The following is an 11,759-nucleotide window of genomic DNA, read 5'->3' on the forward strand; positions in this document are numbered from 1 at the left end:
CTCACTTTACGTAGGTTTTAAACAATTGATCGTTGTATTGGTCGGCACCATCTAAATTGCTGCTCTTAAAAACGGGCGGCTCGAACCCCGCTTCCACCAATTCATTTAAAATCGTCACCAACAGGGTTTGCGCCAATGCGATGCCGGCAAAGCTGGATGTCGGCCCCGTAGGCGTTTCCAACCCGTTCACGCGGAATGCGGCGTCGCCCTTTTCGGCGCCGTTGTCCAAAATGACATCGGCTAATTCATACAATTTCTTGCCGCTTTGATGGCGCGAAGTGACTTGCGAAGAATGCGACATGCTGGTCATGGCAATAACGGCCGCCCCCATTTCGCGCGCTTTGATGGCCATTTCCACGACGACAGGGTTCCGGCCGGAATTGGAGACGATCATAACCGTATCCTGGTTTCCGACTTCTTTCAGCTTGAGCAGCACCTCGGCATATCCTTCAAGGCGTTCCAGATAAGTGCTCTTATTGGGCTCTTCATGGAGCATCAAACTGGGTTCCAGAATCGCTTTAATTAATGCCAAACCGCCCGCTCTGTTATACAGTTCTTCCGCAATCATATGAGAATGTCCGCTGCCGAAAACGTAAAATCGTCCTCCGGCCAGTATCGACTTTTTCACGATTTGCGCCGCTTGCAGGATATTTTCCTGCTGGTTAAGAACCGCCTCCTTCAAGTGCTCCATCAAGAATTCGCCATAGGTTTGAATTATGTTCATCTTGTTTTTCCTCCATTATATTTTTTTAGTTAAACTCGCAATGAGTCGTTTCGCTCCCCATAACCCGCTCTTATCTCCCAGCTCCGCAGCTTTTACCTGAATTCGGTCCTGCTGAATCTTAAATAAATGTCTGTTCATTTCGGAGGCAATAATCGGAAACAGCACGGCGCTCTGCTGCATCACCCCCCCTCCGAAAATGATGGCTTCAGGGTTTAGCACATGCGCCAAATTGGCTGCTGCAATCCCCAGATATGTTCCTGCATTCCGGATAATGGTCTGACATGCCGAATCCCCTTGTTCGGCCGCTAAAAAAACGGTCTCTGCCGACACCTCATCCATCCGGCCGTTGGACAAACTCGCGACGATATCCGATTTCCCTTGCAAAAGCAGTTGTTTACCTTGCAGCCCGATCGCGGTGCCCGAAGCTATCGCCTCCAAACAACCATAATTTCCGCAGGAGCATAAAGGACCGTTAGGGATTATCGTCATATGCCCGATTTCCCCCGCCAAATCCTGGTGGCCGCGGTACACTTGGCCGTCTATAATCACAGCTCCGCCGATCCCCGTACTTACCGTGATATACACCATTTGCTTCATACCTCGGCCCGCACCGTACCAGGCTTCACCGAGGCCGGCGCAATTCCCGTCGTCGTCGATGTGCACGCTAATTCCGCCGCACTCCGCCCGGAGCCGCTCAGCCACCGGATAGTTGACCCACTTCAGATTTCCGGTAAAATGCACGATTCCTTCTTTCGTGTTTAGCGGCCCCGGCACACTGACGCCGATTCCCGACAAGGTACTGCCGGACAGATTCAATTCCTCTTTAAGCTCGGTAAGAGTGGCGGCGATACGCTTGGTAATATCGTCGGGGCCTTTCAAAGCATCCGTAGAGATGCGTTTCGTCGCTAAAAGAGCGTCGTCGGAAGCAATTCCCGCTATTATTTTTGTGCCTCCGATATCAACCACACCATACAAAACTTCATGCTTCCGGGTTGATTCTTGTATCATTTTTTTTGAATCCTTCAAGTTCATCAGGTCGTTCATCCCCCGCATGGTTCATGATCTTCTCAAGGCGGTCCAGCATGTCTCCGCCCTTCTTTCTCAACAAGAAGCCGCAAATCACTCCGACCGCAATGTAAATTGCGACTAGCAGTAAAATCAGATTATAAGGCCAAGTCGGCAGTGGAAATAAAGTTCCGTAAATCGGCAGCAGCATGAACAATCCGCCGATCCCCGGTGTGATGGCATGAATCCACCAATTAAAATGTAAGGGATCGTGCCTTTTCATAAATCGGTATAACGAAATGGAAGCAATCACATATAAGAGCAAAATAGGCAATGTTCCAAAAGATCCCAGAAAGCCGTAGCCATTTGGATAGGGGCCGAATAAAATGCCGATCGTAAGAGCCAGGATGATCGTACACAGGGATACCGTATGAATTGAATTTTTGGGGGCCGAGAGTTTGGGATCGATTTTGCCGAAAAATTTCGGCAGAACACCGTCGCGTCCCATGGCAAAAATCACTCGCACCGTCGCATTGTTTAGTGCCAAACTTACGGCAAAGGCGCTGAGAATTCCCGCTATATCGACCGCCCAGCGCATGCCCGAGCCGACGTATCTGCTTGCCAGGTCCTCCATCGGGATGGTCGCTGCGGCAAAGTCCGCCCCCTTGCTTGGGCCATAGCCGATGGCCATCGCATAAGTCATAAAGATATAGAAAATGCCGACCCCGATTACCGAGCCCCAGATCGCCTTGGGAATATTTTTACGCGGATTCGACGTTTCTTCGGCAACGGTAGCCGCCGATTCAAACCCCATAAAGGTCATCATGGCGAAGATCATTCCGAAGAAAACGCCACCCCAGCTTGTCGGCGAATGCTGCGGCGTAAATACGGACAAGGTGTTTCCTTCCGCCCCGCCTTTGACAATAATGAAAACCGCCAAGAGGAGGAGAACCAACACCTCAAAGGCAACGAAAAACATATCCGTTTTCATCGAGTTGCTTATCCCCCGCAGCGATAACCACCAAATGATCCCAGCAAACAGTAGAGCGACTAAAATCCAGTTGAGCTCAATGCCGAGCAGCGACTTGCATACGGAAGACGTGAAAAATGCCGCGGCCAGCAAATTTTGGGGATAAAATACAAAATATCCGCTGAACAACAGCCAACCTGAGACAAATCCGGCAACTTTGCCGAGTCCCGCCGAATTATAGGCGAAAAATGAGCCGGCATGGGGCAATCTTTTGGCAAATTGAACGATTGTATTAGCGACAAAGAGAGAGCCGATTAACGAAACAATAAATGCGAGGGGCACAGCACCGCCGGCTCGTTGTGCGACAACCTGCGGGGCAAACATCATTCCTGCAGCGGGAGCCATAATCGCAATCGACATGGCGATGGCACCCGGCCAACTTATTGCATTCTTCTTAAGTTCACTCATACGAATCCCCCTTTCAATATGGCCCAAAAAATGTTACCGCTTTCACCAGGACTTGAACGATCTACACGGCTGTCCCTCCCTCACTGGTTTTTTCTTTTAGCGACATTACAAATATGATGTCTAAAGAATCTATAATCTTAAACTCTTCAGATGAGTTGATTATATCATGATTCCTTTTCTCTGCAACATTTTTTTGGCAACAAAAAAAGCCGCTCACGCGGCTTTGGCTTCAAATCGTTGAAAGATTGGGGTTCTACTTCATGTTCTCGGCACGGCGAATCACTCTGAAATTAACCGACTGCGGATGATAGTAATCATTTGACGTTATCGCAATATTTCCGTTGGAGTCGTAGCAAACCTCTTCCAACAATAAAACAGGTTCGCCTAGGCGAATATCAAGCCTTTGACTGACCGTTTGGTCCGCCGCCATCGCCCGGACGGTTGTTTCCGCAAAGCTGATCAACAAACCTTTTCCCTTTAAGTACTCCAATAGCGAGCCATTCTTCAGATAAGTTTCCAGCTCATCTATCGCCAGTCCCTCATCTTTAAAAACATCAATCGAGAATACGACGGGTTTGCCGTCGGCGGTTCTGACGCGCTCCAATACAATCACCGACATGCCGGAAAAATCCGGAAAAAACAGCTTGGAAGCATGTGTTCTTCGTAAATTCATATACGAGGTGGAAGGCACAAACCCTGAATCCTCGATCACTTTCGATACGCCGATGAACGATTCAAGTCCGGGCTTAAGTTTGCAAGCGGGGCCCGAAACCAGTATTTTCGTACTGGCCCCGTGTCTGACCTGAATAATCCCCTGTTCTTCCAGGTGACGAAGAGATTCTCTTATGGTGCTTCGGCCCACCTCGTAAATGATCGCAAGCTCATTTTGAGGAGGCAAATGATCCGAATATTTTCCTTCCCGTATATCGTGATTTATTTTATCGGAAATAATACGATATAACGGTTTCAACTCATCTGAAGTGTCCATCGAATCCTATCCTCCATCGGCAAACAACTTGGCAATTTGTAACGCATCGTCATAGTCGCATGCATTATAGCATATCGTCAAGTTTTTTTCCAAGGAGAAAGATTGCGGGGGAGTTCCCAATTCACATTCGGAACTCCCCCTTTTGCACGTTTAAAGCATTTTTTTGATTTCGTCTTTGATCGCTTCGGACTGGGGTCCGAACACTACCTGGACCGCTCCCTTGCCGAGTCTCATGACCCCGGAGGCGCCGAGCAGTTTCAATGCGGCGTCGTTGACGGCCTTATCGTCCTTCACCACTAACCGCAGACGGGTAATGCACGCATCCACGGACTCAATATTGGACGGCCCGCCGATCTCTGTCAAAATTTTAGCGGCGCGGCTGTCCCCGATAGTTGCGGATCGATCTTGATTGGCTTCCGATTCCAAAATTTCATCCTCCCGACCTGGTGTTTTCAGATCCATTTTAACAATGAGGAACCTGAAAAGTACATAGTACAGGATGGCAAAAACCAAACCTACCGGAATCAACAACAGCGGCTTGGTCGAAAGCTGATAGTTGATGGCGTAATCGATAAAACCGGCCGAGAACCCGAAACCGAGCTTCATCCCAAGCGCGTAGGTTACGTAAGCGGCCAGACCCGAAAGCACCACATGTACTCCATACAACACGGGAGCTACGAACATAAACGCGAATTCGAGCGGCTCCGTAATCCCGGTAAGGAACGAAGCAAAGGCGGTGCCGATAAAGATCGAGGCCACGGTTTTGCGTCTTTCCGGCTTCGCCGTATGGATCATGGCAAAAGCGGCGGCCGGAAGCCCGAACATCATAACGGGGAAGAAACCGGTCATAAACATCCCGGCGGTTTTATCTCCGGCAAAGAATCGGGTCAGGTCGCCATGGACCACTTCTCCGGCCGCGTTCGTAAAATCGCCGATCTGGAACCAGACAATCGAGTTGATAATGTGATGCAGGCCGAAGGGGACAAGCAGGCGATTGGCGATAATATGGACCGCCGAGCCGATCCCTCCAAGACCTGTCACCCAATTGCCGAACACATCGAGCGCACTTTGGATCGGCCCCCAGATGAGACCGCATATCAGTCCGACCACAACCATGGTCAGCGCCGTTATCATAGGGACAAACCGTTTCCCCCCAAAGAAGCCCAGCCAATCCGGCAGCTTGATATTATGATACTTTTTGTAAAGATAAGCCGAGATACAGCCGACGAGAATCCCGCCCAGCACCCCCATATTCAGTTTGGTGTCCGGGGAATTCATTAATTCCGGAAAAATACCAGGAACACGTTCCAGGACATTCAGCAGAATCAACTGCCCGATCACGGCCGATAGAGCCGCAACCGCGTCTCCCGCCAAACCTATCGCTACCCCTACCGCGAAGATTAAGGGCAGGTTATCGAAAATCGTTCCCCCGCCGGCTGCCAGGAACGGGGCGACATAAGTGTTAAGAAATCCTCCGACCCCTCCCCCCATATGAAAGTCTTTAATGTAATCGATACTCCCGAATCGAAGCAATATGGCCGCCGCAGGTAAGGTGGCGACCGGCAGCATTAAGGACTTCCCTATCTTTTGGAGAAAAGCCAGCATAAAGCAATCATCCTTCCTTATAATAAATTAGGATTTCAATGCCGCCTTAAGCACGACGTCTTTGCCTGCCGTCACAGGTCCGGTGAACATCTCCAAATGAGTCGTCGTCTCCGCGGCGTTCGTCACGATGATCGGTGAAATCACCGGAAAACCGGCGTTTTTCATTTTGTCGAGATCGAATTCGATCAGCGTGTCGCCGGTCTTCACCCGATCTCCCACAGCCACGTGGGATGTAAACCCCTCCCCTTTCAAAGAAACCGTATTGATGCCCAGGTGGAACAAAAATTGCAGACCGCTTTCGTTTTCGAGCATAACGGCATGATTGGACTTGATGACATGCGCAACCTTTCCGTTAAACGGCGCGATAAGGACCCCTACCGTAGGTTCGATCGCCACCCCCTGACCCATATAACCTCCGGCAAAAGCTTCATCGGGTACTTCCGACAAGGGAACAGCCCGGCCCGTTAAAGGGGCGCAAACCTCAACCGTTTTGCTCTCAGCAGATTTTTTTCTCCATTTTGCGAACATATCAAATCTCTCCTATCCCGCCCGGTTCAAGGCGCGGAGCGACCGCTCCTTAGCCGTAAGCTTAATTCCCGATCGCATCATGACATGAACTAGTATTATGTCCAACGGTTCCCGGTATGCATTCCCTCAGGCAACAAAAAAAGCCAAGAGAAGAAACCTAAAAATTAGGTTAACTTCTCTTGGCTTATGCCCATTAGTTCATTAACGGTAACACGCCGTATGAAATCGGTTTTATGATTTGTTATTATCATAGATCAAGGGTCTGCGTTCGTCAACCGTTTTTTGAAAGCGTTGTCTTTCGGTGAACAAGGCGGCTGAATAACGCCGGTGTATGACTCATTTATTAAATATCACAATGGAAGGAATCAAATATTACAAGCGGCTGGAAGGATCTTCGCGATACGGGTCCGCCAAACCTGAAGCGTAAATATCGGAATTCAGCGAACGGTTGGTCCGGAACGTGTCGTATACGCCCACGCTGCGCTCATCTTCATCGACCAGCACCAGAATCTTTCCTTCGTCGAGATAATTCTCGTAGGCTTTGGCCTCGTCTTCCGGGATGCCGAGGCCAATCAGGCCGCCGGCCAAGCCTCCCGCACCGGCGCCGGCCGCCATGCCGGTCAACGCGGCCGCGATCGGTCCCGCCGCCACAACCGGGCCGATGCCGGGAATGGCGAGCGCGCCGATCCCTGCCAGCAACCCCGCGACGCCGCCCAGCACGCCGCCTGTTGTCGCCCCCACGGCTACACCTTCAGGCGCCTTGCTTCCGGTTTCGTCCTGAATCGCTTCACGATCCCGGCGGTCGCGGGAAAGCACGGAGATTTCTTCCGCCGAAAACCCTTGTCGCTGCAAGGACTCTATCGCTGCCGTCGCTTCTCTTTCGTTATCGAATACGCCAACTATTTTTTTGCTCATGGTGATCAGCCTCCTTGAGTTCCTGGTTTCCCTTTCATTACCCGAGGAACAGGGATTTTAACCACCAGCCGTCTATTTCACTCCGCCTTCCGGTCGAACCCGCCGGGTCGCGGTCGCCGCAAAGGGGTCGTCCGGCCAATAATGCTTCGGATAACGCCCTTTGAGATCTTTTTTGACTTCAAAGTAAGTGCCTTCCCAGAAGCTTCTCAAATCCGAGGTAACCTGGACGGGCCTGCTTGCGGGAGACAGAAGGTGCAGGGTGACGGGCACTTTGCCGAAGCCGATCCGTGGCGTCTCCAGAAGACCGAACACCTCCTGCAGACGAACGGCGACATATGGAGCTTGCGGTCCCTCGTATTGCACCGGAATTCGCGACCCGCTGGGGACGACCAGATGCGTGGGAGCCTCTTTATTCAGTTCCTGCGTTCGCTGCCAGCCTAACCGGTTTTCCAGTATGGCCGAAAGGGGCAAAGTCTTTAGATCGGATTTTTTCCGAAAACCGGAGAGATACGGCCCGAACCAGTCCTCCGCCTCGGCGGCAAGCGCTTCGTCCGACACATCGGGCCAGCTTTCGTCAAGCCGGCGGAGAAACAGGATTCGCGCCTGGAGCTGCCGGTTTTTGGAGTTCCAGGGCAGGATCCGCGACCCTTGTTCCGCCACGACGCGCAGGAGCGCCTTGGTGATCATCTCGGAAGAAGGCTTGGGATCCGGCAGTTCCTTCAGCACGATGGCGCCGAACCTATGCCGGACCCGGGCGCGCACCGCGCCGGCCGCATCATCCCACTCCGCGGATCTTTCGACCTGCAGGTCATCCGCGTAATAATCGGCCAGCCAGCTCTCCTCGAACGGGGCGGCCAGCCGAATCCGGCCCTCGGCCCCTTCGTCGTCCACATCGGCGATCGCCAGGAACGGTTCGGCCGCCAAGGTCTGTGGCGGTCGGGCAAAAACGGCCCCCCTGCCGCTCCGCAGCAGGTAGCGTCCGTCCGCCCGGCGCATGGCGATCCGATCCGGGTAAGCGAAGGAAACGAGCAGCCCGCAATACCTCCGGTAGTCCCGCTCCTCGCCGGGCGATGGGGTGCCGGCGGAGAACGACGCCAGGCTGCGCTCCCACTGGCGGCTGACCGTCAGCAGCCGCTCGATGTCCCCGCCGCCTGCCGGCTCGTCCCCGGCGGGCGCGCCGCCCTCCCGCGGGCCGGGCTCTCCGGCCGCGGCCATGAGCACGGCGAGCCGGCTGCGCAGGTCGCCGTCGCCGCTCCCGGCCCGGTCTTTGAGCAGACCGGGCTCCTCCAGCAGCGCGGCCAGGCGGCAGGCGGCCCGCCCGAGGCCGAGCGGCTGCGCGCGCAGCAGCATATGCGCGAGCCGCGGGTGCAGGCCGAGCTCGGCCATGCGCCGGCCGTGGCCGGTGATCCGGCCGGCCCCGTCCAGCGCGCCGAGCTGCCGCAGGAGCCCCACCGCTTGCGAGTACGGCGCGGCCGGCGGCGGATCGAGCCAGGCCAGCTCGTCCGGCGCAGCCGCTCCCCAGGCCGCGAGCTCCAGCGCCAGCGGCGTCAGGTCCGCCTCCAGCATTTCCGGAGGCGTGCTCTCGGGCAGCACCCGGTCCTCCGCCTCGCTCCACAGGCGGTAGCAGACCCCGGGTGCGGTGCGCCCCGCGCGGCCGCGCCGCTGATCGGCCGCGTCGCGGGCCGCCCGCACCGTGACGAGCCGGCTCATGCCGGTGCGCGGCGAAAACAGCGAGGTCCGGCGCAGCCCCGTGTCGATGACCACCGTGATGCCGGACACGGTCAGGCTCGTCTCGGCGATCGACGTCGCCAGAACGACCTTGCGCTGCCCGTCCGGCGCAGGTTCGATCGCGCGCTGCTGCTGATCCTGCGGCAGCGCCCCGAACAGCGGAGCGACGATCACGTTCCCCGGAACGCGTCCCGCCAAGGTCGACTGAACCCGGCGGATTTCCCGCGCGCCGGGCAGGAACACGAGCAGGCCGCCATCCTGCTCGGCCAGCGCCCGCTGTACCGTCCGCACCACCGCCGCCTCCGGCGTTTCCTCACGCGAACGGGGAACAAATACCGTTTCCACCGGGTACATCCGTCCCCGGCTTCGCACCACCGGCGCATCTCCGAGCAGCGCCGACACCGGCTCCGCGTCCAGCGTGGCGGACATGACGAGGACGCGCAAATCCTCGCGCAGCAGCTGGCGGCTCTGCAAAACAAGAGCCAGCCCCAAATCGGCATGGATGCTGCGCTCATGAAATTCGTCGAAGATCACGAGCCCCGTTCCGTCCAATGTCGGGTCCCGCTGCAGCATCCGGGTCAAAATCCCCTCCGTCACGACCGTAATCCGCGTCCGTGAAGAAACCCGGGCTTCCGTCCGGATCCGGTACCCTACCGTTTCTCCCACCGGCTCATTCAGCTGCTTGGCCATGTAGAAAGCTGCCGCTCTCGCTGCCAGCCGCCGCGGCTCCAGCAGCAGAATTTGTTGTCTCGCTAGCCAGGGCTCCTGAAGAAGTTCCAGGGACGTTCTCGTCGTTTTGCCCGCTCCCGGTTCGGCCAGCAGGACAGCCGTCCCTCGGCTCTCCAGGGCGTTTTTCAGCTCCGGAAGAACTACATCTATAGGCATCGCTTGTTTTCTCATCTTTCTCTCCTATCGGGGTTACACTATACTCCAAGTCGTCACTACGAAACGTCCTTGCGTGAATTCAATTTTAACATATCCCTTCCTCGGAAGGCGCACTTTGAAGCGGGCAGTTCCCCTTTGTATAATTAAATGGTCTCTGAATCAGGGAGGTTATCGGAAAATCATGAGTCCGAGCGGTACATGGGTTAATCTCTTGCTAATTCTGGTGCTGGTGGCACTAACTTCATTTTTTGTCGTTACGGAATACTCACTCCGCGGGCTTCGTCCCGGCAGGGTCAATTCCCTGGTACGGGAGAACCGCAGATCCGCGGTTCCGCTCGCGCGATTGATGCAGCGGCCGCAGCAGGCGCTTTCGGCATGCCAGTTGGGCGTCACCATGACGTCGCTGTTTCTCGGCTGGCTCGCGCAACCGCTCGCGAAGGCTTGGCTTCATCCGCTCTTTCGGTTCTTTACTCTGCCAAACCGGCTGGAAAGCATCTTGGCCTTTATTATCGCGTTTCTCGTCATCACGTATCTGCACGTTGTGCTCGGCGCGCTGGTTCCGCGGGTTCTCGCCGCCCAAAAAGGCGAAACCTTCGCCCTGGCCGCCTCGCGTCCGCTGCTGTGGTTTACGGGACTCATGTCCCCGCTGGTTTGGCTGCTTAATGTCTCTTCCGGGCGGATCGTCTCCTTGCTCGGACTGAAAGGGGGGCCAGGTGACGGTGAAGCGCATTCCGAAGAAGAACTTCAAGCCCTGATCAGCCAAAGTTTTAAGCACGGGGAGATCACCACCGACGAATATCGCTACATGAGCCGGATCTTCGCGTTTGACGAGCTCACCGCCAAGGATATCATGGTTCCCCGAACGGATATGGTATGCCTGTACGCTAATAAAAGCCGGGAAGAAAATCTGGAAATTATCAAAACCGAACAATATACGCGTTTTCCGGTCATTCGGGAAAACAAGGATGATATCATCGGCGTCATCAACACAAAGCAGCTGTTCCTCACCCATGGGGATCAGCCGGATTTGCCGCTGGCGTCCCTGGTTCGTCCCGTAATGACGGCTCCGGAGAATATCCCTTTAACCTCCCTCCTGTCCCGGATGCAGAAAGAACGGTCCCATATCGCTCTGCTGATCGACGAATACGGCGGCACCTCGGGCATGGTAACGATCGAGGATCTCCTGGAGGAAATCGTCGGGGATATCCGCGATGAGTTCGATCTCGAGGAAGAGCAGGAAATCACCGTACTGAGCGAGAATCATCTCATTGTGGACGGCAAAGTGTCGATCGTCCGGATCAACGACCTGCTGTCCACGGACCTGGAGGAGGAAGAAACCGACACGATCGGCGGCTGGGTGTACGGTCATGATACGGATATTGCCGAAGGCACCCGCCTTCAATATGGCGATTTTTCATTTACAGTGCTTGAAAGCGAAGGCAGCCGGATTCGAAAAATTGAGATCGAAAAGGTCGAGGAAGCCGGTGAATTCAACCATTCGCAATTATAACGATTTCAACCTATATAGGTTGAACTAAAGAATTGGCGCTGTGGAAGGATTTGAAATCGTTTCGGAGATACGTTCCGACATATAAAGCCCAACCGTTCGGCCTTCTAGCCGATATACCACTAGCGCTGCATTAACCCGAAGGGTCTTCTGCTAGGCCGTAACCGCCTCTCTTTGAACTCTGGCTGGTGGATAAGGGTCTTTTGCGGCGCTATTTTTGTCGAATTTGGCTATTTGCCGTGAAATAGCGGTCTTTTGGGGCCTTATTTTAGAGAAAGTCGGGCAAAAACCTGATTTTTGGGCTCACACCACATTAAACTTGCAAAAACCTTAACATCAGTTAGTCGTAATGAGTTGAACTAATGATGGAGGGATAGAGGCAGCCGGGTGAAATGTTCTTCCGATCGCTGTTGCTCCCGGATTTCTTGATGAATTA

At 54.4% G+C, this 11,759-nt stretch carries 9 protein-coding genes; 1 reads left to right on the forward strand and 8 read right to left on the reverse strand.

Annotated features, from left to right (window positions below; translation table 11 throughout):
• Nucleotide 1: 1 nt before the first annotated feature.
• The 8 genes from LBW89_RS25070 to hrpB all read right to left on the reverse strand — a co-directional run bounded on the left by LBW89_RS25070 (nucleotide 2) and on the right by hrpB (nucleotide 9,831).
• The gene (locus tag LBW89_RS25070; RefSeq protein WP_148449720.1) at nucleotides 2-724 is read right to left on the reverse strand and encodes an SIS domain-containing protein; all 723 of its coding nucleotides are present in this window, start codon (nucleotides 722-724) and stop codon (nucleotides 2-4) included.
• A 15-nt stretch (nucleotides 725-739) separates the two neighbouring features.
• A complete protein-coding gene (locus LBW89_RS25075; protein ID WP_170286991.1) occupies nucleotides 740-1,732 on the reverse strand; it encodes an ROK family protein in 993 nt (330 codons plus the stop codon).
• Complete coding sequence (locus LBW89_RS25080) at nucleotides 1,704-3,167, reverse strand: APC family permease (protein ID WP_148449722.1); 1,464 nt, start codon at nucleotides 3,165-3,167, stop codon at nucleotides 1,704-1,706. Before LBW89_RS25080 ends, LBW89_RS25075 begins: the two co-directional genes overlap by 29 nt.
• Before the next feature lie 253 nt (nucleotides 3,168-3,420).
• A complete protein-coding gene (locus LBW89_RS25085) occupies nucleotides 3,421-4,155 on the reverse strand; it encodes a GntR family transcriptional regulator (protein ID WP_148449723.1) in 735 nt (244 codons plus the stop codon).
• 150 nt (nucleotides 4,156-4,305) lie between these two features.
• Nucleotides 4,306-5,760 (reverse strand): N-acetylglucosamine-specific PTS transporter subunit IIBC, encoded by a 1,455-nt coding sequence (gene nagE, locus LBW89_RS25090; protein ID WP_148449724.1) that lies wholly within the window; start codon nucleotides 5,758-5,760, stop codon nucleotides 4,306-4,308.
• A gap of 27 nt (nucleotides 5,761-5,787) precedes the next feature.
• Nucleotides 5,788-6,288: a PTS glucose transporter subunit IIA gene (locus LBW89_RS25095; protein ID WP_148449725.1), complete on the reverse strand. Its 501-nt coding sequence runs from the start codon at nucleotides 6,286-6,288 to the stop codon at nucleotides 5,788-5,790.
• 372 nt (nucleotides 6,289-6,660) lie between these two features.
• Nucleotides 6,661-7,203: a general stress protein gene (locus LBW89_RS25100; protein ID WP_148449726.1), complete on the reverse strand. Its 543-nt coding sequence runs from the start codon at nucleotides 7,201-7,203 to the stop codon at nucleotides 6,661-6,663.
• 72 nt (nucleotides 7,204-7,275) lie between these two features.
• Complete coding sequence (gene hrpB, locus LBW89_RS25105; protein ID WP_225040739.1) at nucleotides 7,276-9,831, reverse strand: ATP-dependent helicase HrpB; 2,556 nt, start codon at nucleotides 9,829-9,831, stop codon at nucleotides 7,276-7,278.
• Nucleotides 9,832-9,997: 166 nt separating this feature from the next.
• Between hrpB and LBW89_RS25110 the strand changes: the two genes are divergently transcribed.
• Nucleotides 9,998-11,326 carry a hemolysin family protein gene (locus LBW89_RS25110; RefSeq protein WP_148449727.1) on the forward strand — a complete coding sequence of 443 codons (1,329 nt, stop codon included), beginning with the start codon at nucleotides 9,998-10,000 and terminating at the stop codon, nucleotides 11,324-11,326.
• Nucleotides 11,327-11,759: the final 433 nt, after the last annotated feature.

Source organism: Paenibacillus sp. alder61 (assembly GCF_020179875.1).
GTDB lineage: Bacteria > Bacillota > Bacilli > Paenibacillales > Paenibacillaceae > Fontibacillus > Fontibacillus faecis.

What these genes read in the sequence shown, in the direction of transcription:
- LBW89_RS25070 (WP_148449720.1), bottom strand. Translation starts at nt 724, where the DNA reads ATGAACATAATTCAAACCTATGGCGAATTCTTGATGGAGCACTTGAAG.
- LBW89_RS25075 (WP_170286991.1), bottom strand. Translation starts at nt 1,732, where the DNA reads ATGATACAAGAATCAACCCGGAAGCATGAAGTTTTGTATGGTGTGGTT.
- LBW89_RS25080 (WP_148449722.1), bottom strand. Translation starts at nt 3,167, where the DNA reads ATGAGTGAACTTAAGAAGAATGCAATAAGTTGGCCGGGTGCCATCGCC.
- LBW89_RS25085 (WP_148449723.1), bottom strand. Translation starts at nt 4,155, where the DNA reads ATGGACACTTCAGATGAGTTGAAACCGTTATATCGTATTATTTCCGAT.
- nagE (WP_148449724.1), bottom strand. Translation starts at nt 5,760, where the DNA reads ATGCTGGCTTTTCTCCAAAAGATAGGGAAGTCCTTAATGCTGCCGGTC.
- LBW89_RS25095 (WP_148449725.1), bottom strand. Translation starts at nt 6,288, where the DNA reads ATGTTCGCAAAATGGAGAAAAAAATCTGCTGAGAGCAAAACGGTTGAG.
- LBW89_RS25100 (WP_148449726.1), bottom strand. Translation starts at nt 7,203, where the DNA reads ATGAGCAAAAAAATAGTTGGCGTATTCGATAACGAAAGAGAAGCGACG.
- hrpB (WP_225040739.1), bottom strand. Translation starts at nt 9,831, where the DNA reads ATGAGAAAACAAGCGATGCCTATAGATGTAGTTCTTCCGGAGCTGAAA.
- LBW89_RS25110 (WP_148449727.1), top strand. Translation starts at nt 9,998, where the DNA reads ATGAGTCCGAGCGGTACATGGGTTAATCTCTTGCTAATTCTGGTGCTG.